Source organism: Komagataeibacter intermedius TF2 (assembly GCF_000964425.1).
Classification (GTDB): domain Bacteria; phylum Pseudomonadota; class Alphaproteobacteria; order Acetobacterales; family Acetobacteraceae; genus Komagataeibacter; species Komagataeibacter intermedius.
Window position 1 is genome coordinate 1 of sequence record NZ_BANF01000138.1, and the last position, 23,047, is coordinate 23,047.

The following is a 23,047-nucleotide window of genomic DNA, read 5'->3' on the forward strand; positions in this document are numbered from 1 at the left end:
CAAGAACTCTGGATATGCATCAATCTAATCACAGAATGCTCTAAAAAGCGCGAAGCAGCCGGTCGAGATATTCCAGTTCTTCTGGCGGGCGGGTGCGGTCAGCATCGCGGCGGCGCAGTTCCTGCTCAATTTCACGCGCGCGTTCGCGGCTGACATTGTCAGGCACATGGGTGTCGTTATCCATGCCCGCATGGGTGCCACCGGTCTTGCGACCCAATGGGTCACGATCGCCCTTGCCTTCGGCCTGCTGGTCGGTGTCGTCCTCATCATCCTGGCCGCCGGGGTGGTTGCCGCCACTGCCATGGCTGCCCTTGCCATTCTCCTGCGACATCATGGGCAGGAACACGGTCATGCCGCCATGCGCACTCTGGCTGCGCATGGACTGGCGCATCTGCTGGTCGCCCTGCTGCAGGTCCGCCAGAACCTTTTTCTCGGCCGCTGCCGCATCGGGGTCCTTGCCCGCGCCAAGTGCTGCGCGTACGGCCTTCATGTCCGTCTGTGCCTTGTCCAGCGCGGGCATGTCCTTGCCGCTGGCCTGCCGGAATTCGCGTTGCAGTTCATGCAGCGCGCGGGACAGGGCGTGCTGCATGGCCCGGTCGGCATGCTGCTGCGCCGTGTGGGCTTCCGGCGTCATGCTTTCCGGTGGCGGGGGGGCGGCCTGCTGTTGCGGCTGGGGCGCACCGCCGGATGGCGTGATGCCAAGCTGGCGCAGCAGGTCGGCTGTGGACATGGAGGACAGGTCGCCGCCTTCCTCATCCATATCGGTCTGGCGGCTGGCGGCGTCACGGTCCTGCTGGCGCTGGGTCTGATCCATGCGGGACTGGGCGTGGTCCAGCAACTGGGACTGGCGGCTGATCAGATCACGCAATGCGTGGCGCAGTTCCTTCGCCTGCTGGCGGGCCTGCATCTGCTGCGCCAGCTGCATCATGTCCTGCGGGGTGGCGTTGCGGATGCCGTTGGCCATGTCCTCCATCTGCTGCAGCTTCTGCATTGCATCGGCATTGCGGCCATTGGCGGCGTCGTCCTGCAACTGCTGCATCATCCGGGCCATGTTCTGTTCACCGCGTGATGTCATTTCCGGCATGGCGGGAATGGCCGAATGCTCGCGCATTGCCTGTTGCGCCAGCGCCTGCATCTTGCGCGAAATCGCGTCCTTCAGCGCCTGCATGCGGTGCTGCAGTTCCGCCTGCTGTTCCGGTCCCTGTCCCCTGGGGCCCATGTCGCGCATGTGTTCAAGCTGTTCGCGTACGGCGTCCTGTGCCGCCTGAACGCCAAAGTCAGCCTGCTCGTTACTGATGTCCCGTCGGTTGTGTTCGATATCCAGCGCAAGGAACCACAGCCGTCCGGTGGCCTGCGTAATGGCGTAATCATCGGTCACGTCATCCGCGTCACCCAGCACGGCGGCCACGCTGGTCAATGCCAGCAGCAGGCCGACATGATGGGTCAGCATCGTGTCGGCCTGACCCAGCGCCAGCAGTTCACGCGCTGCCTGTGCCCGGTTTTCGCGGTGCAGGGCTACGCGCTTGCGGATATCCAGTATCGCCTTGGCCAGTGGATTGCTGAAGGGCCGTGCCCCCATGCGCAGCCGGATGGAGGCGGAGGTCGCGGTCATGCCGCTGGTGCTGGTGGCGACCAGGCGCGCGGTCACGTCCTCACCCGCCCACGGATTTTGTGACAGGTCGGGTGTTGCCACGTCATCTGCCACATGTGGGTGGCCATTCAGCGGGATCGGCACCGTCAGGACATCCTGTGGGCCGTCGGGCATGACCAGCTCCGCATGCATTGCGGCAATCCCGTAAGGCTGGGCCACGTGGTAGGGCAGGCGGGTGCGCCATTCACCTTCGCGGCTGCCGGGATCCTTGCCCCACGCGATGTCCGGCGCGGGATTGGGTGTTACGGTCAGGTTCCATTGCCCCAGCGTACGTCCGCGTCCGCGCAGGCGCAGCGTGCCACTGGCCAGAAGGGTCGCCTGCGCATTCCAGCTTGCATTGCCCAGGGCGTGAAAATCATGGGGACCGATCGCGGGGGATGGCCCGCTGGCATGCATGCGCAGGGCGGGACGGCCATTCAGCCCGTTCAGCGTTATGGTCAGTTGCGCGCCCGCGGGGACGGTGGCGCTGGTATGTGTTGCATCCAGAAAAACCGGCGCGCCGGGCGCGTAGTCGGGCATGGTGATCCATGCATTGATCTGGGGGGCAGGGGTATCGGCATCATCCGTGCCGGGCAGGAAGGCTGCCGTAACCCGGCTTGCGGCATGGTCGCCGCTCCATATCATGCCGCCAGCCAGCAGTAAGGCAAGGACCGGCGTGGCCGCCCACCATGTGGCGCCACGCAGGCGCGGGCGCGGCCACCCACCCCGCAGGCGGCCCAGTGCCGCCGTGGTGCGGTGCAGGTGGACCTGCCACAGATAGGTGGTTTCGGGCGTGATGGCGTTGGCGGGCCGGTCATGCAGCGTGCGGAGCGGCTGGCCGGTCAGGCCGGATGCCTGTTCCACCCGGCGGTCGGTTTCGGACGCGGTGGGGGGATGGATGCCACGCCACTGCCGCCACGTGGCATAGAGTGTTCCGGCTCCTGTCCCTGTCAGGAGGGCAGCATGCAGGCTGTCGGGCATGTGCTGGGGCAGGCGCGCAAGCCCCAGCAGCGCAACCCCCATGGTGGCATCAACCGCAGGCAGCATGAGCGGCCATAGCTGTTCCACCCACAGGGCACGGCGCGCCTGCTGGCGGGCACGGGCCAGGCGTCGCGGCAGGCTGCCGCCGGGCTGGGTGCTGTCCTGCCCGGCTGTCATAGGCCTCCGCCAGCGGGGAGGAGGGTTGCCTCCACCCAGTCGGGAATACGGTCGGAGGCCCACAGGTCCTCGGGCTGCTGGCGTTCACGGATGACGGACCAGCGGTTTCCATCCACCATGACCTGTGCCGCCAGCGGGCGGGCGTTGTAGGTGGAACTCATGACCATGCCATAGGCCCCGCAATCCAGCAGCGCCACGCGCGCCCCGGCATCCATATGCGGCAGGGTACGGTCATGGCCGAAGGTGTCGCCGCTTTCGCATACCGGCCCCACCACATGCACCTGTTCGGTGGGGGCCGTGGCGGTCGTGGCGGACAGGGGCACGATACCATGCCATGCATCATACAGGCTGGGACGCATGAGGTCATTCATCGCGGCATCCAGCACAAGGAACGGCGGCATGCCGTCATATCCCGTCTTGCGCAGGATCACGGTGGACAGCAGCACGCCGGCGGGGCCAGCCAGCCAGCGCCCGGGTTCAATGGCAAGCCGTGTGCCCAGGTCACCCAGTTCGGCATGGATGGCGGCGGCGAGGGCTTCGGGTGCGCCTTCGGTTTCATCACGATAGGAAATGCCCAGTCCTCCGCCACAGTCCAGGGCTTCAACCGTCAGCCCCCGCGCGCGGATCGCGCGGACAAGGTCAGCGAGTCTGGCATAGGCGGTGCGGTAGGGTTGCATGCGCACGATCTGGCTGCCGATATGCATTGCCAGCCCGACGGGCCGGATACCCGGTAAAGTGGCGGCGCGGGCATAAAGTTCAACCGCGCGGTCATAGGGAATTCCAAATTTGTTGGTGGCGAGGCCGGTCGTGATCTTGGCATGGGTGCCGGCATCGACATCGGGATTGATGCGCAGCGCCACGCGTGCTTCCAGCCCTTCGGCTTCCGCCACGGCGGAGAGAAGCTCAAGCTCCTCGGCGCTTTCCACATTGATCTGCGCGATGCCCGCCTGCAGGGCGCAGCGCATTTCCTCCAGCGTCTTGCCTACGCCTGAAAAGACGATTCTGGCCGCAGGGATGCCTGCCATCATGGCGCGGCGCAGTTCACCGCCGCTGACCACGTCGGCTCCGGCTCCTTCGGCGGCCAGCACGCGCAGTACCGCCAGGTGGTCGTTGGCCTTGACGGCAAAATGAATGGAAACAGGGCGGCCCGTGGCCGCAAGGGCCGCGGCAAGCCTGCGGTACCGTGCGCGCAGGGTCCCCGCACTCATGACCCAAGTGGGCGTGCCAAGCGCATCGGCAATGGCGTTGAGGGGAACGTCTTCCAGCACAAGTCCATCCATGGCATGCATGGATAGCGCCGGACGGACGGCCAGCAGGGCGGCAACGGATGGGTCCTGTCCACGACAGGTAGGGGTAGCATCAGCCATGATGTCCGCACGATACCGCCTTGCCCCGTTGCTTCCAAGGTGCTTGACGCATGAAAGAACGAGAAGGAGAAGCCGGTTATGAACAATGATCCCCTGATACAGGCTGCCGTTGATATCCGGCTGCGTGCCTATGCGCCGTATTCACGCTTTCTGGTGGGGGCGGCGGTGGAAACCACGGACGGCCAGATATATTCAGGCTGCAATGTTGAAAATGCGGCCTACCCCGAAGCCACCTGTGCCGAAGCCGGGGCCATTGCGGCCATGGTGGCGCAGGGCGGTCGGCATATCCGCCGTGTCGCAATATCTGGCGGCGTGGATACCGCCTGTCCCCCATGCGGGGGATGCCGGCAGAAAATCAGGGAATTCGCAAGCCCTGACACGCCCGTCACCATGGCGTCGCCCACAGGGGAGATCCTGCTGGTCCGCACGCTGGCGGAACTGCTGCCAGACAGTTTCGGGCCCGATAATCTGGCCTGAATGCAGGTATCAGCGCTGCGGGTTGGGGTAGGTCATGTAATAGTTCCGCGAACCCGCAGGCTGGTGCGGCGGCCCGATGCGCCCGCACGCGCCAAGCGTGGAGGCGGCAACCAGGCCGAGCAGTGTCAGCAGCATGATGCTGCGCCCGCGCGTGCGAAGGTGGATGTTCATCTGTCGTTTCCTTCCGTCCCCAGGGTATCAAGCCAGCGCGTGGCCTGCGCACGCACGTTGCCCGACGCCGTACCGCCATGGCTGGTGCGCGAGGCGATGGAGGAATCGACATCCAGCACGGTGAAGATGTCGGCGGTGATGCCCGGCTCTTCCGCCTGCATTTCCTCCAGCGTCAGGTCAGACAGCCCGACGCCCTTCGCTTCCGCCCTGCCAACCAGGCGGCCGGTCACATGGTGGGCCGTGCGGAAGGGGACCTTCAGCACCCGCACCAGCCAGTCGGCCAGGTCGGTTGCGGTGGAAAAGCCCGATCCGGCATAGGCGCGCATCTGATCCGCATTGACGCTGAGGTCGCGGATCATGCCATCCATCGCCGCAAGGCTGAGCGCGGCGGCATCGGTCGCGGCGAAGACGGGTTCCTTGTCTTCCTGCATGTCCTTGGCATAGGCCAGCGGCAGGCCCTTCATCACGGTCAGCAGGCCAACCAGCGCGCCGGTAATGCGTCCGCCCTTGGCGCGGACCAGTTCCGCCGCGTCGGGGTTGCGCTTCTGCGGCATGATGGACGACCCGGTCGTGAAGGCATCGGACAGGCGGATGAAGGAGAAGGGGGCGGAACACCAGATCACGATTTCTTCCGCCAGCCGCGACAGGTGCACGGCCATGATGGACAGCGCGGACAGGTATTCCAGCGCGAAATCACGATCCGACACCGCATCGAGCGAATTGGCCGTGGGGCGGTCGAAGCCCAGCGCCCGTGCCGTCATGTCCCGGTCGATGGGGAAGGACGTGCCCGCAAGGGCTGCCGATCCCAGTGGGGATTCGTTCAGCCTGCGCCGTGCATCCGCCAGCCTGCCACGATCACGCGCCAGCATTTCCACATAGGCCAGCAGGTGATGGCCAAAGGTCACGGGCTGCGCGGTCTGCAGGTGGGTGAAGCCGGGCATGGGGGTCGCGGCATGTTCCGTCGCCCGCCGCGCCAGCGCGCGCATGAGGGACGCCGCCTGCTGGTCCAGCCCGTCGATCGCGTCGCGCACCCACAGGCGGAAATCGGTCGCAACCTGGTCATTGCGCGACCGTGCGGTGTGCAGGCGCTTTCCCGCCTCGCCAATCCGGTCGGACAGGCGGGCTTCGATATTCATGTGAATATCTTCCAGCGCGGTGCTGAATTCAAAGGTGCCAGCCGCGATTTCACGCCCGATCTGGTCCAGCCCTTCGGTAATGGCGCGGGCATCCGCATCGGAAATGATGCCGGTTTTCGCCAGCATGGCGGCATGGGCCTTTGATCCGGCGATGTCCTGCCGCCACAGGGCCCTGTCAAAACCGATCGAGGCATTGATGTCCTGCATGATCGCCGCCGGTCCCCCGGCAAAGCGGCCGCCCCATTGTGCGTTCGCCTTCTGCGCGTCGTGATCGGTCGGCGTTTTTGCGTTCCCCGGCATCCTGTGTTCCAGCTACCCCAAGTGTGAAAAGGATCGTGTCTCGTGCATTGTGGCATGACGCCATCACATGCGGCGCACCCTACCCATCTGGCGCGGCAGATACAATCGTTCGCGTGGCGGGCAGTCCGTCCCATGCGATGGATGGGCGGCAGGGGTCTTTCACTCCCGCGGCGGGACCTGTAACATCGGGGCGAACCCGCCCATGGCACAGGATGTCCCGCACAATGCAGCATACAGCCCTTGCGCAGGAGCCGTTACGGTTGCTGACGCAGGATGATCCGGCTCCCGTCATCCAGTATGGCACCTCCGCGCTTGATGGCGTCATGCCGCCCGGCCTGCCGTTCGTACTGGTCAGCGATCATGCAGGGCGCGGCATCCCGTCCGCGCTGGGGGATATGGGGGTCAGCGCCGCTGATCACGCACGCCATATCGCCTGCGACCTGGGAATGGCCGAAACCGGGCGGCTGCTGGCGCGGGAACTGGACTGCGTGCTGATCGAACAGGCCTATTCACGCCTTGTGATCGACTGCAACCGCGCGCCGGGGCACCCGACATCCATCGTGCGTGAAAGTGACGGCACGCGGGTTCCGGCCAATATCGATATCACGGCAGCGGAAGAAGGCAGCCGGGTGGAGGAAATCTTCCTGCCATACCACGACCGGATCAGCCGCGAGATCTCGACACGGCTGGAGGCCGGGCGGCCTGTGGTGCTGGTGTCCCTGCACAGCTTTACCGACCGCATGAACGGCATGGCGCGGCCATGGCATACGGGTGTGCTGCATAATCGCAACCCGGCCTTCGGCCTGCGGGTGCGTGACCTGCTGGCGGCGGAAGACGGGCTGGTGGTCGGCAGCAATGAACCCTATGCCCTGACGGATGTCAGTGATTATACCGTGCCGGTCCATGCTGAAGGGCGCGGGGTGCCCTATCTGGAAATCGAGATACGCCAGGACCTGATCGCCACCGCGCAGGGGCAGGCGGAATGGGCGCAGCGCCTGGCCCGCATCCTGCCGCAGGCATGGGAAGATTTCAGGCACTAGCCACCCGTATCAACATATCCGGCATTTGATGGATTGGAAGACAATGGAACGCAGGCCACGCATTGACGGGCATACCCTTCTGGCCGGGGTGATCGGCTGGCCGGTGGCGCATTCGCGCTCGCCGCTCATGCATAATTTCTGGCTGGGACAGCGTGGGATCAACGGGGCATATGTTCCATTGCCCGTGGCGCCGGGTGCGTTCGATGTCGCGGTGCGGGGGCTGCAGGCGGCAGGATTCCGTGGCGTGAACGTGACCATTCCGCACAAGGAATCGGCCTACCGGATCGTGGACCGCCTGGACCGTTCGGCCCGACGTTCGGGATCGGTCAACACGCTGGTTTTTGCATCCGATGGCAGGATCGAAGGATATTCCACCGATGGCGACGGGTTCGTGGCCAATGTGGAGGCGCATGGAATTCCCGTTACAGGTGGTCGCGCCCTGCTGCTGGGGGCAGGCGGGGCGGCGCGCGCCATTGCCGCAAGCCTGCTGGACCGGGGGGTGGATGTTGTCGTGGCCAACCGCACCCGCGCACGGGCGGATGCACTGGCGGCACAGCTTGCGGGCATTACCGTCATTGACTGGGTCGCAGCAGGAGAGATGCTGTCATCGTGCCAGTTTCTGGTCAACACCACGTCCATCGGCATGGAAGGAGGGGCGGACGCCACGCTTCCGCTGGATCTGGCGCGTGCGGATGCCGGGCTGGTTGTCTGTGACATCGTTTATGTGCCGCGCCAGACCGCGCTGCTCAGGCAGGCGGCGGAACGTGGGCTGCGTACCGTCGACGGGCTGGGCATGCTGATCCATCAGGCCGGGCTGGGGTTTGAAAAATGGTTTGGGGCGACACCGGATATCGGGCCGGAGGTCGAAGCCCTTCTGGATGCCGACCTGCACCGCACGCACGCGGACTGAACGGGGCCGCCATGCGCGTGCTGGGGCTGACAGGCGGGATCGGCATGGGCAAGTCCACGACGGCCGCCCTGCTGAAACGGGCGGGCATACGGGTGTTCGATGCCGACGCCACTGTTGCCGCCCTGCAGGCCCCGCATGGGGCGGCCCTGCCTGCCATCGGGCGGCTGGTGTCCGGTTCGGTGCATGATGGCGTGCTGGACCGCGCGGTATTGCGGCAGGCGGCGCTGTCCGATCCTGTGGTCATGCGTGGTCTGGAGGGAATTATCCACCCGCTGGTGCGCCGGGCGCGTCAGCGGTTTCTGGCGCGCGCCCGGCGCGATGGCTGCCGGTGGATCGTGCTGGATGTCCCGCTTCTGTTTGAAACCGGAACCGACCGGATATGCGACCGCGTGGTGGTGGTCAGCGCGCCCGCGGCCATACAGCGCCAGCGCGTGCTGCGGCGGGGGCGGATGACGCCGGCCCAGATCGATGCCGTCATCGCCCGGCAGATGCCCGATGCCGTAAGGCGGCGCCGGGCCGACGTGATTATTGAAACCGGCCTGTCGCGCCACGAAACGGTGCGGCAGGTCAGGCGTTTGCTGTATGCACTGCGCGAAGGAAGTCCCGCCGCATGGGCGGCAGCCGGGGGGAAGCGAGCATGAAACGTACCATCCTGTTTGATACGGAAACCACCGGCCTTGATCCGCTCAAGGGGGACCGGGTGATTGAAATCGCGGCCCTTGAACTGGTGGGTGACCTGCCCACGGGGCGCAGTTTCCATGTCCTGATTGACCCGGAACGCGACGTGCCGGAAGAAGCGTCGCGCGTGCATGGCTTCACGCGGGCGGATCTGGAAGGGAAGCCGAAATTCGCGGAAATCGCCCCGGATTTTCTGGAATTTGTCGGCACTGATCCCCTGATCGCGCATAATGCCCGCTTCGACTTTGGCTTCATGAACGCGGAACTGTCGCGCGCGCGCCTGCCGGAACTTGATATGGGGCGGATGGTCGATACGCTGGATATGGCGCGGGAGCGTTTCCCGGGCATGCCCAACAGTCTCGATGCCCTGTGCCGCCGCTTTTCCATCGACCTGTCGGAACGTACCACCCATAACGCGCTGCTCGACTGCAAACTGCTGGCGGCGGTCTATCTGGAACTGACCGGCGGCAGGCAGCGCGGATTCAGCCTGGCGGTGGATGATAATGGCGGCGGGGGGATCGCAACCTATACCTATGCGCGTCCCGCCGGGCATGTTCCGGTGCGCGTCAGGCCCGATCCGGTGGAACTTGAAGCCCATCAGGCGTTTGTCGGACATCTGTCGGACCCGCTGTGGCTCGCCTGAATGGGCGGTATGTAACAATGGGAGTGGTCCCGCCGGGACGTTTGGTCTAACCTGCCACGTATTATTCGTACCTGACGTATTGAAACAGGAAGAGAGCATTGGCCACGGACGAGATTGTCGATCCCACGATTGCCCCTTCCGACCAGTTCAGACGCTTCCTGTTTCATATCGGCATTCCGGTGGCCGGTGTGGTTTCGGTCATTGCCGTCATTGCTGGTGTGGGGTGGCATTCCTACCGGACTGTTCGCACTGGCGCATTGACCCTGACGCATGACCTGCTGGTCAGCCAGCAGGATTATGTCGCCAAGGAAGTCAGTTCCTTCCTCATGCCAGCCTCTGCCGGGGCGATCGTGGCGCGCGACATGCTTGAACATGGCGCGCCAGAGGTGGAGCAGAAGATCTTCACCGGCTACAGCAGCACCATGATGCGGAATGTTCCGCAGATCCAGTCCTTCTACATTGCCGACAGCGACGGCAATTTCAGCACGCTGGAACATGGGGAAAAGCAGGGCGAGACCGCGCTGACCACCCTGCATGGCGTCGGCACGCCCCAGGCCAGCTTCAGCCATGAACTGCGTGACGACAATGGCAAGCTGCTGAAACAGTGGCAGACCCCGGCGGGCACGTACGACCCCCGCGGGCATGGCTGGTTTGCCGATACGGTCAAGGCGGGACAGGAATTCTGGACCCGTCCCTATATGGTGGAGGTGACCAAGCAGGTCACCATTACGGCGGCGGTTCCGTACAAGGGCAGTAATGACAAGACGTATGTCTATGCCATCAACATGTCCCTCAATCATCTCAACAGTTTTCTCAATTCGCTGAAAATTGGTGAAAGCGGTACCGCGATCCTGCTTGATCAGGACGGGCATGTCGTCGCCGGCCACGGCATGCAGGAAACGCAGACCAAGGCGCATGGCGATCCGTCAAAGATGACGCTGGACCCGGGGAAATTCCCGGTCATGACCAAGGCGTTCGATGAATATCGCGTCCATGGTTATGGGGCCCGTACGGTCAAGGTAAAAGGCCGGCAGTATGTCACCATCACCGCCAACCTGCCGGTTGGCAAGGATAGCTGGGTTCTGCTGCTGGTCGCGCCCGAAGACGATTTTTCGCGCTTCGCCATGGCGGACGGGCGGCAGAACCTGCTGTTCTTCGTCCTGGTGGTGATCATGGCGCTGGGCTTCGGGCTGCTTCTGTTCCTGCAGGCGCGGCGCAGTGACCGCCTGCGCAACAGGATCCGTCAGAGCGAAGCCGTCGCCAATTACGAAAGCCACGCCCTGCAGTCGGTCGCGGCCTATCCTGACCTGTTCAATCCGGAGGACAACGCCCTTGTCCTGACCGAGACACTGGCCGACCAGTCCCATGCCCGCCGCGCCGCCATATGGCGTATCCTGCATGACGGGCATACGCTCATGTGCATTGATTCCTATGACAGGCAGCAGGACGTGCATTCCGGTGGCTTCGAAATGGCCACCACGGACCTGAAGAAGTTCTTTGATGCCGTTTCCCATGGTGATGCGCTGGTCGCAACCAATGCATCGACCGATGACCGAACGACAGCCTTCTACCGCGTGTACATGCGGGCCTTTGGCAGCAGTTCGCTGTTCTGCAACCCGATCCAGGGAAGTAGCGGTCCCGTAGGTGTCATTACGCTGGAAGACGCCCCCCGCGCGGAAATGGTCTCCCACTTCGTGGACATGATCGCAGGTGTCGCGGCGGCCCGTTTCTCCGCGCAGCATTATACGGCGGTGGCCGCCGCGCGAGAGGAACTGGAATCAGAGCCCGCCACAGGCGAAGAGGAACCCCAGGACCCCAGTCAGGGTTTCCTGCTGTCGCCCGGTGCGCTGTCCATTAACGGGCAGGCCGGCAGCGTGGACCTGACGAAGCTGGACGGGTTCTATCCCGCCGTCACCATCATGGTCATCAGCCTGTCTGACATGATCATGACGGCCCAGAATGATCCGGCCGCGAATATCAAGCTGATCGATACGATGGCCGGCACGCTGCAGGATATCGCCCACCAGTGCGGGCTGTATTCCATCCGCATGCTGGGGCACCGGGTCGTCTGCGTCGCGGGGTGTTCGCGCACGCCGGACAAGGGGGCGGTGTTCCGTATGGCGAATGCCGCGCTCATGATGCGTGAAAACGTGCTGGCCATGCTGTCGCAGGCCGATCTTGACCCGGTCTTCCGCATCGGCATTGACGTGGGGCCGGTATTCGGCGGCATGCTGGGCAAGAACCCACAGGCATTCAACCTGTGGGGCGATGCGATGGGCATGGCCGAGATGATGGCGCAGGGCGCGCCGGATGTCGGCACGATCCAGGTGTCGGAAAATGTCTATCAGCGCCTGCGTCAGTATTTCCTGTTCCGTGAACGTGGCCGGTTCTTCATTCCCGGCATGGGGCTGACACGGACCTATGTGCTGGCCGGACGGCGATGACCGATACGCCACCCCTAGCCCCTGATCACACGGCACCGCAGACGAACCCGTTTTCCGGCCCACAGCCGGACGATGCCGGTCGCTTTGTCCATCTGTTGCGGCGTTTCGCGCCGTGGCTTGCCGCCATCGGGCGCCTGACGCGCCATCAGATCCGGTTCACCCTGCTGGTGATCGGGGCCGGATGGGGCACCATCCGCGAAAGCCTGCGGCCCAATTCATGGCGCAGGCCGGTTATCTATGAATTCCGTGCATCACTGAGGCAGGTTGTCAGTGGCGGGTTCCTGAGCATCGTGGTCACCGCGACGCTGACGGGTCTCATGGTGGTGTCGCAGGCCGCGTACTGGCTGGGGTTTGCAGGCATGGCGCAGATGACGGGGTCTATCCTCGTATCCGTGCTGGTGCGTGAAATCTCGCCCATCCTTGTCGGTATCATCCTGATGGGGCGGAGTGGCATGCTGTCCCTGACGGAAATCGGCATGATGGTGCTGGGTGGGGAAGTACGTGCCCTGCAGGCGCGTGGTATCGACCCGTTTCTGGCGCTGGTCATGCCGCGTACGTTTGCCTTCACGCTGGGCGGCTTCACGCTGGGCATGATCTTCGCGGTCGTGTCGCTGCTGATGGGGTTTGTCATCGCGCATTCCACGGGGGCGATCACGACGTCAGTCTGGACGTTCTTTTTCAATGTCCTTGCGGCGATGACTACGTGGGATTACCTGATCATTCCGCTTAAATTCGTGCTGGTTGGCTTCTTCGTCGGGCTGGGGTCCTGCATTTCGGGGCTGACCGTCAGCAGTAATGATACGATGGCCACCATCATGCCACGCGGGTTCGCGCGCGGGATCATGCTGGTGCTGGTGGTCAACGTCCTCTTCATGCTGGATTTCTGACCATGACAGCCAACGCTCCCCTGCTGGAACTGCGTGATGCCGTCCCGTCATTCGAGGAAAGCGGCCTGATGCCCGCGCCCTATAACCTGCGTATCATGCCCGGTGAGTGCGCGGTGATCGACTGCCGTGATTTCGAACGCGCCGCCATGTTCGCGGACCTGTGCTCGGGCATGATTTCGCTGACGCAGGGCAGTATCAAGTTCATGGGGCTGGACTGGAGCACGCTGCGCGACCGGCAGCTGAACGCGCTGCGGGGGCGTATCGGCCGCATTTCACGCAGCAGCAGCTGGCTCAACCTGTTTGGCACGCATCTCAATATCATGCTGCCGCACCTGTACCATACAACGGACCCGTTTGATCGTGTGGTCCTGTCCGCCACGGAACTGGGGCACCGGTTTGGTTTTCCCGGCCTGCCCACCTCGACGCCTGACCGGCTGTCGGGGGCGGATCTGGCGCGGGCGGCATGTGTGCGGGCCTTTGTGGGGCGGCCGGACCTGCTGGTGCTGGAGGATATATCCGACACGCTTCCAGAGGAGAATATCCTGCCGTTCCTTGAAATGATGACCGCGGCGCGGGATCGCGGCTGTGGCGTGTTATGGTTCGTGCGGTCAGCAGCAGCGTGGCATGAATATCGCAAGGCGGTGAATATCCACATGCGCCTTCTTGATGAAGGTCTTTTTCCCATGCGGGTGGTGTAATGGTCCAGAAACAACAGTCAGACGGAATCCGGCAGCTTGTGCGTGTCCGTTACGCCGATGAATGGGTGGGGATACTTGTCCTTGTGTCCCTTGTCATCCTGCTTGGGGCGGTGATAGAAGCTGGCGTGCTGCGTGACTGGCTAACCCCTGCGGGCAAGCTGCGGATTGTGCTGCCTGAAAACGGGGTCAGTGGCCTGTCGGTCGGTGATGACCTGCAGGTGATGGGCATCCATGCCGGCACCGTGCGGCGCGTGCGGATCAACCCGGCGGGCGGCATGTACGCCATTGCCGAAATCGATCCCGACATCGAACCCTATATCCGCCGCGACAGCACGGCCATCATCCGCAAGCAGTTCGTCGTGGCCGGGGCCAGCTACATCGATATTTCACGCGGGACAGGGGACAAGCTGGACTGGAGCTATGCGGTGCTGAGCGCCACCAACGCCCCGAACCCGGCTGATACCATTACCCAGACCTTCAGTGACATCCGTGACCGTGTCATTCCGGTTCTGGATAATGCCCAGCATATGATGGCGACGCTGGACGCCACCATTACGGACATGCATGCGGGCAAGGGCTCCATCGGGCGTCTCATGACCAATGATGACCTGATCCGCCAGGCGGAACAGATGATCACCAGCCTGAACGCGACGGTCAGCCAGCTGACGCCGATTGAAAAACAGCTTGCCGGCGTCATGGACAAGGCCAGCGCCAGCATGACCAACGTGCAGAAGGCGACAGGTGATCTGAGCAACGCCTCCCCGGCCATTACCCAGAACCTGAAGGATGCCAGCCAGCAGTTGCCGGTGCTTCTGGTGCAGGCGCAGACGACCGCCAGCAGCCTGCAGAAGCTGGTCGATCAGATGCGTGGTCTGTGGATACTGGGCGGCAACGGCAACAAGACGGCGAAGCATGCCCATGCCCGTCTTCCGGCGCAGAAGGTGCAGCCATGAGAATGAAGAAGGAATACGCCACCCTCGGCCTTGCCCTGGCGCTGGCAGGATGTGGCGGGGGGCAGGCTGTCACTCAGCCGAGCGACACCACCCTGTCGCAGGACATGGATACAGCGAAGGATGCCGTGGGGCTTGAGCGTCTTGCCGTGGCGGAGCAGCAGTACCGTGCAGCCGGGCAGCGGGCCATTGCACGCGATGATGTGACGGCCATAGGTGATGCTGGCTACAACCTTGCGACGGTGCAGTTGGATGAAGGCAAGCCGCAGGATGCGCTGTCCACGGTAACCGCGACGCGTTCGGCCCTGGCGACGCGTGGCCAGACGGGCGATGATGCCGGTCTGGATCTGGTGCAGGCAGGCGCGCTGCACCGGCTGGGGCGGGAGACCGAAGCGGCTGCGGCTGCAGCACGCGCCGCAGGCGCGCAGGACACCGATATTGTCGAGAAAGCCCAGCTGATCCGGGGGCTGATTGCCGATGACAGCGGGGATCAGGCCACGCTGGCTTCTGTTGATGCCTATTTTGCCAACCTGACCGGAAAGCTGCCGGATGGCTGGACGGCGGACGCGAAGGAAATCGCCGCCCGTAACCTGCTGCTTACTGGTGGCAGCACGCAGACCGCGATGCAGGACGCGATGCAGGCGGCGACCATTCGCCAGACACAGGTGGATTACCGTGATATGGCCCGCGCCCTTGGCGTTGCCGGTCGTGCAGCGGCCAAGGCAGGAAATACGCAGGCTGCCGCACAGCTTTATACCCGCGCCAGCCAGAGCTCGCTGCAGGCGGGAGACAAGACGACAGCCGATCAATGGGCGAAACTGGCGGGCACCACCACTGCCGTTGATCCCTTTGCGCTACCTGCGACAGCAACGACGAAGAAAAAATAAAGGGTCACGCCGCGCATGTGCGGCCGACCCGGCTGTAACACTTTTCCGTATGATTCCATCCACAGGGTTCAGGACACATGGGCTGCGTCTTGACCCGTTCCGTATCCCGATCAATGCTGGGATATGGAACAGGAGCAGGTGAAAGGCGCGGGGTTGCCGATCCTGGAAACCCCACGCCTGTATTTACGGCCGCTGGGGGTGAAGGATGCCCCTGCGCTGCAGCAGACCTTTCCCCGGTGGGAAATCGTGAAGTATCTGTCCCGTCGCATTCCCTGGCCTTATGGCCCGGATGCGGCGCTGACCTACATACGGGATATTTCCCTGCCCGCCATGGTGCGTGGCGAACTGTGGGAATGGTCGATCCGGCCGCGTGAGGCCTCTGACACGCTGATTGGCGTGATCACCTTGATGAAAAGTGAAAAAAAACCGCAAGGGGATAACCGGGGGTTCTGGCTTGCGCCGGAATGGCAGGGACAGGGCCTGATGACCGAAGCGGTCGAGGCCGTGACCGATTACTGGTTCACCGTACTGGCGCAGCCAGTCCTGCGCACTGCCAAGGCCGAGGAAAACCGGGCCTCGAGCGCAATCTCACACAAGACGGGCATGCGGCTTGTCGAGCGGTTCCACCGTGATTTTCTGTGCGGCGATCAATTGCCAGCTGAGCGATGGGAAATAACTCGTGAGGAGTGGCTGGCCCGGAAAATCGCCTGAAGACTGTCTGACTGTGAATCTGATAAACGTTTTTGGTGACGTTTTTTTTTCAAAATGCCTCGGGAAACGGCACTTTTTTAAAAAAGTGCCATCCAGAAACTTTTATTATTTTTTATCAATTCTTTATTCGGAATTAGCCACTCAGTTTCCTTCCGCAGGGGGGCTGGTCCTTGCAGCAACCACACCCACTGAACGCCTGATCGGTGGTCGCCTGATACGACCACCATCGCGTTTTCAGTCCGCTGGTTGCAGGCGTGTATGGCGTGCCAGCAGTTTTGTGCTGGCACCGTTCAGGCCGATCAGCTGTACGTCCATGCCCTGCGCCTCCATCTTGCCAATCAGTTCTTCCAGCATGCCGGCAGCCGTCATGTCCCATATATGGGCATGCGTCAGGTCGATCGTGATGTGACGGGCCGTATCATGCAGGTCGAACGCATCGGCAAACCCGTCGGATGATGCGAAAAAGACCTGTCCGTTCACGATATAGGTGCGTCGCGTGCCGTCATCGGACAGCGTGCTGCTGACCGACAGCATGCTGGATACCTGAAAGGCAAAGAACAGTCCGTTCAGCAGCACGCCCACGGCCACCCCGGCGGCAAGGTCATGCGTGCCAACGACAACCGCCACCGTCGCCAGCATGATGACGCTGGTGGTGCGCGGGTGATGGACAAGGTCACGCAGCGAGGACCAGGAGAACGTACTGGCCGAAACCATGATCATGATGGCCACAAGGGCGGCCACCGGCACCTGTGCAACCCACGGACGCAGCACCACCATAAGCAGCAGCAGGAACGCGCCCGCAACAAAGGTGGACAGCCGCCCCCGTCCGCCATAGCGCAGGTTGCCCACTGTCTGTCCGATCATGCCGCAGCCCGCAATCCCGCCAAACAGGCCGACTGCGATATTGGCGACCCCCAGCCCCATGCATTCCTGTCGCTTGCTGCTGTGGGTTTCCGTCAGGTCGTCCACCACGCGCGCCGTCATCATGGATTCCAGCATGCCTACGCTGGCCATGGCCAGTGCGTAGGGGGCGATGATGTTCAGGGTATCCAGTGAGAACGGCACATCCGGCCAGACCAGATGCGGCAGACTGTCAGGCAGGCGGCCAAGGTCCGCCACCGTGTGCAGCGGCATGGGGCACAGGACCGATACCACGGTCAGCACCAAAATGCAGATCAGCGGCGACGGGATGGCCGAAAAAAGACGCGGCAGGGTATAGATGATCACCAGCCCCAGCGCGATCATGGCATAGGTATGCCATGTCACATGCAGCATGTGCGGGACCTGTGCTGAAAAGATCAGGATTGCCAGCGCATTGACGAATCCGGTCCGCACCGGGCGCGAGACATACCGCATCAGCACATGCAGGCGCAGGACGCCGAAGACGACCTGCAGCAGCCCACACAGCAGGGTCGCCGCCAGCAGGTACTGAACTCCGTGTCCACGCACCAGGGCTGCCGCCACCAGCGCCACGGACCCGGCTGCGCCCGAGATCATGCCCGGCCTGCCACCGGTAAAGGCAATGACCACGCTTATGACAAAGGACGCATAAAGCCCGACTGCGGGATCGACCCCGGCGACAAAGGAAAAAGCAATGACTTCGGGGATCAGCGCAAACGTGCCGACCATACCGGCCAGAGTGTCACGCGTAATGTTGCCGAACCATTCCTGACGGTAGCGGGCGAGTGCAGACATGAAAAAGACGGGGCCTTTCGGGGCAGAAGGATAATCAGGTATCGGAAATGGTCGTGTCCGCACGTCGCCACCAGCAGTGCGGGGCAGTGCGGGGCTGGGGCAAAACTGCCAGCGGGTCGCCACTGTAACGGACCGTGTTGGTGGGCGTTTCCTCGATTTCGATGCTGGCGCAGGTCAGCGCCCCGCCATCAGCCGCAAGGAAGGCGTTCAGTTTGGCCATGAGCAGACAGGCCAGCAGTTCGGTCGTGGGATCGCCGGGTGTGACCAGTATGCGCCGTGCACGCTGTGGCTCATTCCCGGCAAACCATGCAAGTAGCGGATCGTTTTCCGCCAGTTGCAGGGCATGATCGACATGGTTGTCAATAAAACCATGCCACACACCCTTCGCGCGCTGGAAGGGCATGACCATGTTGGCGTGGCCATCCAGCGCTGTGGGGTTCGTGGCGCGCAGGTGTGCACGGATATATTCATTATGGCCGTGGGGCAGGGCGCAGCGTTCGCTATCACCGGACAGCAGCCGGTGCGCCATGGAAAAGCGCCGGGTAAAAACCAGTTCAAACATGCTGGCGCGCCGCCATGAACTGCTCCCACCCCGCCTTGCGCAACTGGCAGGCGGGGCAGGTGCCGCAGCCATGTCCCCATGCATGCAGCGTGCCGCGCGTGCCAAGGTAGCAGCTGTGGCTTTCACGGTTGATCAGGCGGACAAGCGCATTACCGCCCAGCTGGCGGGCCAGTTCCCATGTCTGCGCCTTGTCGATCCACATAAGCGGCGTGTGCAGCACGTAATGGCTGTCCATACCCAGGTTGAGCGTGACCTGCAGGGATTTGATCGTGTCGTCGCGGCAGTCCGGGTAGCCGGAATAATCCGTCTCGCACACGCCGGTCACGATATGGCGGATATGGCGGCGCGCGGCCAGGGCTGCCGCAAATGTCAGGAAAATCAGGTTCCGGCCGGGCACGAATGTATTGGGCAGGCCGTTTTCATTCATCGTGATTTCGGCTTCGCGCGTCAGCGCCGTGTCCGAGACGGTGCCAAGGGCCGCAAGGTCGAGCGTATGGTCCGCGCCCAGGCGCTGCGCCCACTGGGCATTTTCTGTCGCCATTCCATCACGCAGCGCGTCACGGCATTCCAGTTCGACTGCATGGCGCTGTCCGTAATCGAACCCCAGCGTTTCCACCCGGCCAAAACGCGACAGCGCCCATGCCAGACAGGTGGCCGAATCCTGTCCACCGGAAAACAGCACCAGCGCCGCTTCGTTTTCAGGATGGGAAGGGGGAGGGGAAACGCTCATGTCAGGGGATCCCGATCAGCTTGTGGGTCTGCAATGACAGTCGCCATTGTGGATGGTGCATGCAGTATGTGACCGCATCATCAGTGTTCTGGGCACGGCGGGCGTTATCCATGGGCTGGAGCCAGAACTGCCGGAAATCAAGCCCGGCCACCTGATCGGGCATCAGGTCGGGCTGGGGAAAGACCAGCTTCAGTTCATGCCCGCGCGTCTGGACCAGTGGCGCGCCCGCTTTCGGACTGACGCATATCCAGTCGATACCATCGGGCGCGGGCAGGGTGCCGTTGGTCTCCACCGCAATTTCAAAGCCACGCGCATGAAGGGCCGCGATCAGCGCGTCATCCAGCTGCAACAGGGGTTCGCCGCCGGTAAAGACGACAAAGGCGGCATTTCTGTCCGGTGTCGGCCACTGCTGTGCAATGGCGTCAGCCAGATCGTCAGGACTGGCGAAACGGCCCCCACCGGCGCCATCCGTGCCAATAAAATCCGTATCACAGAACCGGCAGGTCGCCCGGTCGCGGTCGCGTTCCAGGCCGGACCACAGGTTGCAGCCTGTAAACCGGCAGAATACCGCCGTACGGCCCGCCTGCGCGCCCTCACCCTGCAGGGTGGGGAATATTTCCTTTACGGTATAGGACATGTTCCAGATTTCATACTGCACGCGGCCAGCAGCGGGCCGCGCGTGGGAACTGCCCCAGCCGGTCCCGCGCCCGGCTGCGTCGGGTTCAGCCCTGTCTGTGTGATGTATGCATGCCAAGGCGGTCCAGCAACTGCCGGTCGCGCAGGGCGGCGGGATTGGGGGTTGTCAGCAGGCGTTCGCCATAGAAAATGGAGTTGGCGCCAGCAAGGAAGCACAGCGTCTGGGCCTCATCGGTCATGTCCTCGCGGCCTGCGGCAAGACGCACGCGGCTGGCGGGCATGGTGATGCGGGCGGCGGCAATGGTGCGGACGAATTCGATCGGATCGACCGTTTCGTCCGACCTGTCCGCAAGCGGCGTGCCCTCCACCCGGACCAGCATGTTGATCGGCACGCTTTCGGGGTGGCGGGGCAGGCTGGCCAGCGCCGCGATCATGCCGGCGCGGTCCGTGCTGTCTTCTCCCATGCCGACAATGCCGCCACAGCAGACATTGATCCCGGCGTCGCGCACGTTTTCCAGTGTGTCCAGCCGGTCCTGAAAGGTGCGGGTGGAAATGATGTCGCCATAATATTCGGGCGAGGTGTCGATGTTGTGGTTGTAGTAATCCAGCCCCGCGGACTTCAGCTTATGTGCCTGCGTGTTGTCGAGCATGCCCAGCGTCACGCAGCTTTCCAGTCCCAGCGCCTTGACGCCCTCGACCATGGCGCACACGGTGTCCAGATCATGGTCCTTGGGGCTGCGCCACGCGGCCCCCATGCAGAAGCGCGCGGCCCCGGCAGCCTTGGCCGCACGGGCTTCCTTCAGCACTTCCTCCACCGCCATCAGGCGGCTGGCCTTGACGCCGCCATCTTCATGCATGGCGCTCTGCGGGCAGTAGGCACAGTCTTCGGGGCACCCGCCGGTCTTGATCGACAGCAGGGTGGAAATCTGCATTTCCGTGGGATCGAAGCGGGCGCGATGCACAGTCTGCGCCCGGTAGATCAGGTCCGGGAATGGCAGGGCCATAAGGGCCGCAACTTCATCACGCGTCCAGTCTGTCCTTATGGGGGGCAGGCTGGTGGCCCCGGCGTGCATGGACAGGGTGTCCGGGCTGCTCCCATCGGGCATCGGTCTGGATCCTCTGGTGGTCAGGTGGAAAACGCTTCCGGCTGTGCCATACAAAGCCGACGATGACCACACTTTTATTGTTATGGGGCCATCGCCGGAAGCTGGGGTCAGCCCAGCACGCGCGCCAGTGTCGTGCCCAGTTCGGCCGGGCTGGGGGCGACATGGATGCCCGCTTCACGCAGGGCCTCGATTTTGGCTCTGGCGGTTTCGTGGCCGCCGGTAATGACGGCGCCCGCATGGCCCATGCGGCGGCCCGGCGGTGCGGTGGCGCCTGCAATGAAGCCCACCACCGGCTTGCGCGTGCCGCTGGCACGGATCAGTTCGGCGCCATCAATTTCGGATGTGCCGCCGATTTCACCGATCATGACGATGGAATGCGTGTCCGGGTCCGCGATCATGCGTTCCAGCACATCGGTAAAGTCCATGCCCTTGACCGGGTCGCCACCAATGCCGACGCAGGTGCTCTGCCCCTGCCCGATGGCCGAGGTCTGCGCCACGGCTTCATAGGTCAGGGTGCCCGAGCGCGAGACGATGCCCACATGGCCCCGGCGGTGGATCGGACCGGGCATGATGCCGATCTTGCATTCATCGGGGGTGATGATGCCGGGACAGTTCGGACCGACCAGCAGGCTGTCGGAGCGGTCGAGGGCAGCACGCACGCGCACCATGTCCTGCACCGGAATGCCTTCGGTAATGCACACGATCAGCGGGATACCGGCGGCGATCGCCTCAAGGATCGCATCCGCCGCACCGGCGGGCGGCACGTAGATGACGGAGGCGTCGGCCCCTGTGGCCTCACGTGCCTGCGCCACGGTGTCGAATACCGGCAGGCCAAGGTGCAGGCTGCCGCCCTTGCCCGGCGTGACGCCGCCGACCATGCGGGTGCCATAGGCAATGGCCTGTTCGGTATGGAAGGTGCCCTGCGCGCCGGTAAAGCCCTGCGTGATCACCTTGGTGGACTGGTTGACAAGAATGGACATTCACTCAGGCTCCCGCATTACGGACGGCGGATACGATCTTGCGGGCGGCATCGCCCAGATCATCGGCGGGGATGATGGTCAGGCCGGATTCAGCCAGCAGCGCCTTGCCGCGTTCGACATTCGTGCCAGCCAGACGCACGACCAGCGGCACGTTCAGCCTGGTTTCGTGCGATGCGGCGATGATGGCCTCCGCAATCACGTCGCAGCGCATGATGCCGCCGAATATGTTGACCAGGATGCCACGCACCTTGGGGTCGCCAATCAGGATGCGGAAGGCTGCCGCCACCCGTTCCTTGGACGCGCCGCCACCGACATCAAGGAAGTTGGCGGGTTCCTCGCCTTCCATCTTGATGATGTCCATCGTCGCCATGGCCAGGCCCGCGCCGTTGACCATGCAGCCGATATTGCCGTCCAGCCCGACATAGGCCAGCCCGTATTCGGCGGCTTCACGCTCACGCGGGTCTTCTTCGTGCACGTCGCGCAGTTTTGCGATGTCCGGGTGGCGGAACAGCGCGTTCTCATCGAACGACATCTTGGCGTCCAGCGCCAGCAGGTCGCCCGTCCCGGTCACGACCAGCGGGTTGATTTCCACGATCGCGGCATCAAGCCCGGTAAAGGCGCTGTAGGCGGAACGCACGACGTTCTGGAACGCTCTGATCTCGCGACCTTTCAGGCCAAGGCGCACGGCCACGTCACGTGACTGGTAATCACACAGGCCCTTGGCCGGGTCGATATATTCCTTGAGGATACGTTCAGGCGTGCGGGCCGCCACGTCCTCGATCTCCATGCCGCCATCGGGGGAGGCAACAATGACGATCTGGCCCGTGCTGCGATCGACCAGCATGGAAAAATACAGTTCGCGCGCGATATCGCAGCCGGATTCGATATACAGCGTACGGACAAGGCGGCCCGCGGGGCCGGTCTGCTTGGTGACCAGCACTTCGCCCAGCATGGCCTGTGCCGCGTCAGTCACGTCGTCCGCGCTGCGGGCCAGGCGCACGCCGCCCTTGCCCCCGGGCTTGCCCGCGAAATGCCCGGCGCCGCGGCCACCGGCGTGGATCTGCGCCTTGACCACGGTAACGGGCGCGTTCAGGGCGCTGGCGGCGGCAGCAGCTTCCGCAACGGTGGTGGCGGCACGTCCTTCAGGCACGGGCATGCCGTAGGAGCGCAGAAGCGCCTTTGCCTGATATTCGTGAATATTCATTTGGCGACCCAATCTGTCGTTCTTATTGGCGGTGTCGGGCTACGCCC

General features: G+C 63.5%; 22 protein-coding genes. 11 read left to right on the forward strand and 11 right to left on the reverse strand.

Going from position 1 to position 23,047, the window contains the following annotated elements; all coding sequences use genetic code 11:
• Positions 1-40: 40 nt before the first annotated feature.
• Positions 41-2,788, reverse strand: coding sequence for a DUF4175 domain-containing protein (locus B7449_RS13995; RefSeq protein WP_039735167.1), 2,748 nt, complete (start codon positions 2,786-2,788; stop codon positions 41-43).
• Complete coding sequence (lysA, locus tag B7449_RS14000; protein ID WP_039735168.1) at positions 2,785-4,155, reverse strand: diaminopimelate decarboxylase; 1,371 nt, start codon at positions 4,153-4,155, stop codon at positions 2,785-2,787. Before lysA ends, B7449_RS13995 begins: the two co-directional genes overlap by 4 nt.
• 78 nt (positions 4,156-4,233) lie before the next feature.
• On the opposite strand from lysA, the gene B7449_RS14005 reads away from it, so the two are divergent.
• Positions 4,234-4,632 (forward strand): cytidine deaminase, encoded by a 399-nt coding sequence (locus B7449_RS14005; protein WP_039735169.1) that lies wholly within the window; start codon positions 4,234-4,236, stop codon positions 4,630-4,632.
• Between the two features lie 9 nt (positions 4,633-4,641).
• Here B7449_RS14005 and B7449_RS21365 read toward each other — a convergent pair whose 3' ends face one another.
• Both B7449_RS21365 and argH read right to left on the reverse strand, forming a co-directional pair.
• Positions 4,642-4,803, reverse strand: coding sequence for a hypothetical protein (locus tag B7449_RS21365; protein WP_010514558.1), 162 nt, complete (start codon positions 4,801-4,803; stop codon positions 4,642-4,644).
• Positions 4,800-6,239 carry an argininosuccinate lyase gene (argH, locus tag B7449_RS14010; protein ID WP_039735170.1) on the reverse strand — a complete coding sequence of 480 codons (1,440 nt, stop codon included), beginning with the start codon at positions 6,237-6,239 and terminating at the stop codon, positions 4,800-4,802. The genes B7449_RS21365 and argH overlap by 4 nt, the downstream gene beginning before the upstream one ends.
• Positions 6,240-6,463: 224 nt before the next feature.
• On the opposite strand from argH, the gene B7449_RS14015 reads away from it, so the two are divergent.
• The 10 genes from B7449_RS14015 (at position 6,464) to B7449_RS14060 (ending at position 16,087) form a co-directional block, all read left to right on the forward strand.
• Positions 6,464-7,279, forward strand: coding sequence for an N-formylglutamate amidohydrolase (locus tag B7449_RS14015; protein WP_039735171.1), 816 nt, complete (start codon positions 6,464-6,466; stop codon positions 7,277-7,279).
• A gap of 43 nt (positions 7,280-7,322) precedes the next feature.
• Positions 7,323-8,189, forward strand: coding sequence for a shikimate dehydrogenase (locus tag B7449_RS14020; protein WP_039735172.1), 867 nt, complete (start codon positions 7,323-7,325; stop codon positions 8,187-8,189).
• 11 nt (positions 8,190-8,200) lie between these two features.
• On the forward strand, positions 8,201-8,830 hold the full coding sequence (coaE, locus tag B7449_RS14025) for a dephospho-CoA kinase (RefSeq protein WP_039735173.1): 630 nt from the start codon (positions 8,201-8,203) through the stop codon (positions 8,828-8,830).
• On the forward strand, positions 8,827-9,510 hold the full coding sequence (gene dnaQ, locus B7449_RS14030; RefSeq protein ID WP_039735209.1) for a DNA polymerase III subunit epsilon: 684 nt from the start codon (positions 8,827-8,829) through the stop codon (positions 9,508-9,510). The genes coaE and dnaQ overlap by 4 nt, the downstream gene beginning before the upstream one ends.
• A gap of 98 nt (positions 9,511-9,608) precedes the next feature.
• Positions 9,609-11,954, forward strand: a complete 2,346-nt coding sequence (locus tag B7449_RS14035; RefSeq protein ID WP_039735174.1) for an adenylate/guanylate cyclase domain-containing protein — start codon at positions 9,609-9,611, stop codon at positions 11,952-11,954.
• Positions 11,951-12,841, forward strand: coding sequence for an MlaE family ABC transporter permease (locus B7449_RS14040; protein WP_039735176.1), 891 nt, complete (start codon positions 11,951-11,953; stop codon positions 12,839-12,841). Before B7449_RS14035 ends, B7449_RS14040 begins: the two co-directional genes overlap by 4 nt.
• Positions 12,842-12,843: 2 nt before the next feature.
• Positions 12,844-13,539 (forward strand): P-loop NTPase family protein, encoded by a 696-nt coding sequence (locus tag B7449_RS14045; protein ID WP_039735178.1) that lies wholly within the window; start codon positions 12,844-12,846, stop codon positions 13,537-13,539.
• Positions 13,539-14,492: an MlaD family protein gene (locus tag B7449_RS14050; protein ID WP_010514546.1), complete on the forward strand. Its 954-nt coding sequence runs from the start codon at positions 13,539-13,541 to the stop codon at positions 14,490-14,492. Before B7449_RS14045 ends, B7449_RS14050 begins: the two co-directional genes overlap by 1 nt.
• Positions 14,489-15,376 carry a hypothetical protein gene (locus B7449_RS14055; protein ID WP_039735179.1) on the forward strand — a complete coding sequence of 296 codons (888 nt, stop codon included), beginning with the start codon at positions 14,489-14,491 and terminating at the stop codon, positions 15,374-15,376. The genes B7449_RS14050 and B7449_RS14055 overlap by 4 nt, the downstream gene beginning before the upstream one ends.
• 138 nt (positions 15,377-15,514) lie before the next feature.
• The gene (locus tag B7449_RS14060) at positions 15,515-16,087 is read left to right on the forward strand and encodes a GNAT family N-acetyltransferase (RefSeq protein ID WP_244465763.1); all 573 of its coding nucleotides are present in this window, start codon (positions 15,515-15,517) and stop codon (positions 16,085-16,087) included.
• A gap of 234 nt (positions 16,088-16,321) precedes the next feature.
• On the opposite strand, the gene B7449_RS14065 is transcribed toward B7449_RS14060, so the two are convergent.
• The 7 genes from B7449_RS14065 to sucC all read right to left on the reverse strand — a co-directional run bounded on the left by B7449_RS14065 (position 16,322) and on the right by sucC (position 23,000).
• Complete coding sequence (locus B7449_RS14065) at positions 16,322-17,782, reverse strand: SulP family inorganic anion transporter (protein ID WP_039735181.1); 1,461 nt, start codon at positions 17,780-17,782, stop codon at positions 16,322-16,324.
• A 34-nt stretch (positions 17,783-17,816) separates the two neighbouring features.
• Positions 17,817-18,344, reverse strand: coding sequence for a 6-pyruvoyl trahydropterin synthase family protein (locus tag B7449_RS14070; RefSeq protein WP_039735182.1), 528 nt, complete (start codon positions 18,342-18,344; stop codon positions 17,817-17,819).
• Positions 18,337-19,074, reverse strand: a complete 738-nt coding sequence (gene queC, locus B7449_RS14075) for a 7-cyano-7-deazaguanine synthase QueC (RefSeq protein WP_039735183.1) — start codon at positions 19,072-19,074, stop codon at positions 18,337-18,339. The genes B7449_RS14070 and queC overlap by 8 nt, the downstream gene beginning before the upstream one ends.
• 1 nt (position 19,075) lies before the next feature.
• Entirely contained in the window at positions 19,076-19,711 is a 636-nt protein-coding gene (queE, locus tag B7449_RS14080; RefSeq protein WP_039735184.1) for a 7-carboxy-7-deazaguanine synthase, read from the reverse strand.
• Positions 19,712-19,796: 85 nt separating this feature from the next.
• On the reverse strand, positions 19,797-20,816 hold the full coding sequence (gene bioB, locus B7449_RS14085; RefSeq protein WP_010514538.1) for a biotin synthase BioB: 1,020 nt from the start codon (positions 20,814-20,816) through the stop codon (positions 19,797-19,799).
• Positions 20,817-20,923: 107 nt separating this feature from the next.
• Positions 20,924-21,796 carry a succinate--CoA ligase subunit alpha gene (sucD, locus tag B7449_RS14090; protein WP_039735185.1) on the reverse strand — a complete coding sequence of 291 codons (873 nt, stop codon included), beginning with the start codon at positions 21,794-21,796 and terminating at the stop codon, positions 20,924-20,926.
• A gap of 4 nt (positions 21,797-21,800) precedes the next feature.
• A complete protein-coding gene (gene sucC, locus B7449_RS14095) occupies positions 21,801-23,000 on the reverse strand; it encodes an ADP-forming succinate--CoA ligase subunit beta (protein ID WP_039735186.1) in 1,200 nt (399 codons plus the stop codon).
• Positions 23,001-23,047: the final 47 nt, after the last annotated feature.

What these genes read in the sequence shown, in the direction of transcription:
- B7449_RS13995 (WP_039735167.1), bottom strand. Translation starts at nt 2,788, where the DNA reads ATGACAGCCGGGCAGGACAGCACCCAGCCCGGCGGCAGCCTGCCGCGA.
- lysA (WP_039735168.1), bottom strand. Translation starts at nt 4,155, where the DNA reads ATGGCTGATGCTACCCCTACCTGTCGTGGACAGGACCCATCCGTTGCC.
- B7449_RS14005 (WP_039735169.1), top strand. Translation starts at nt 4,234, where the DNA reads ATGAACAATGATCCCCTGATACAGGCTGCCGTTGATATCCGGCTGCGT.
- B7449_RS21365 (WP_010514558.1), bottom strand. Translation starts at nt 4,803, where the DNA reads ATGAACATCCACCTTCGCACGCGCGGGCGCAGCATCATGCTGCTGACA.
- argH (WP_039735170.1), bottom strand. Translation starts at nt 6,239, where the DNA reads ATGCCGGGGAACGCAAAAACGCCGACCGATCACGACGCGCAGAAGGCG.
- B7449_RS14015 (WP_039735171.1), top strand. Translation starts at nt 6,464, where the DNA reads ATGCAGCATACAGCCCTTGCGCAGGAGCCGTTACGGTTGCTGACGCAG.
- B7449_RS14020 (WP_039735172.1), top strand. Translation starts at nt 7,323, where the DNA reads ATGGAACGCAGGCCACGCATTGACGGGCATACCCTTCTGGCCGGGGTG.
- coaE (WP_039735173.1), top strand. Translation starts at nt 8,201, where the DNA reads ATGCGCGTGCTGGGGCTGACAGGCGGGATCGGCATGGGCAAGTCCACG.
- dnaQ (WP_039735209.1), top strand. Translation starts at nt 8,827, where the DNA reads ATGAAACGTACCATCCTGTTTGATACGGAAACCACCGGCCTTGATCCG.
- B7449_RS14040 (WP_039735176.1), top strand. Translation starts at nt 11,951, where the DNA reads ATGACCGATACGCCACCCCTAGCCCCTGATCACACGGCACCGCAGACG.
- B7449_RS14045 (WP_039735178.1), top strand. Translation starts at nt 12,844, where the DNA reads ATGACAGCCAACGCTCCCCTGCTGGAACTGCGTGATGCCGTCCCGTCA.
- B7449_RS14050 (WP_010514546.1), top strand. Translation starts at nt 13,539, where the DNA reads ATGGTCCAGAAACAACAGTCAGACGGAATCCGGCAGCTTGTGCGTGTC.
- B7449_RS14055 (WP_039735179.1), top strand. Translation starts at nt 14,489, where the DNA reads ATGAGAATGAAGAAGGAATACGCCACCCTCGGCCTTGCCCTGGCGCTG.
- B7449_RS14065 (WP_039735181.1), bottom strand. Translation starts at nt 17,782, where the DNA reads ATGTCTGCACTCGCCCGCTACCGTCAGGAATGGTTCGGCAACATTACG.
- B7449_RS14070 (WP_039735182.1), bottom strand. Translation starts at nt 18,344, where the DNA reads ATGTTTGAACTGGTTTTTACCCGGCGCTTTTCCATGGCGCACCGGCTG.
- queC (WP_039735183.1), bottom strand. Translation starts at nt 19,074, where the DNA reads ATGAGCGTTTCCCCTCCCCCTTCCCATCCTGAAAACGAAGCGGCGCTG.
- queE (WP_039735184.1), bottom strand. Translation starts at nt 19,711, where the DNA reads ATGTCCTATACCGTAAAGGAAATATTCCCCACCCTGCAGGGTGAGGGC.
- bioB (WP_010514538.1), bottom strand. Translation starts at nt 20,816, where the DNA reads ATGCCCGATGGGAGCAGCCCGGACACCCTGTCCATGCACGCCGGGGCC.
- sucD (WP_039735185.1), bottom strand. Translation starts at nt 21,796, where the DNA reads ATGTCCATTCTTGTCAACCAGTCCACCAAGGTGATCACGCAGGGCTTT.
- sucC (WP_039735186.1), bottom strand. Translation starts at nt 23,000, where the DNA reads ATGAATATTCACGAATATCAGGCAAAGGCGCTTCTGCGCTCCTACGGC.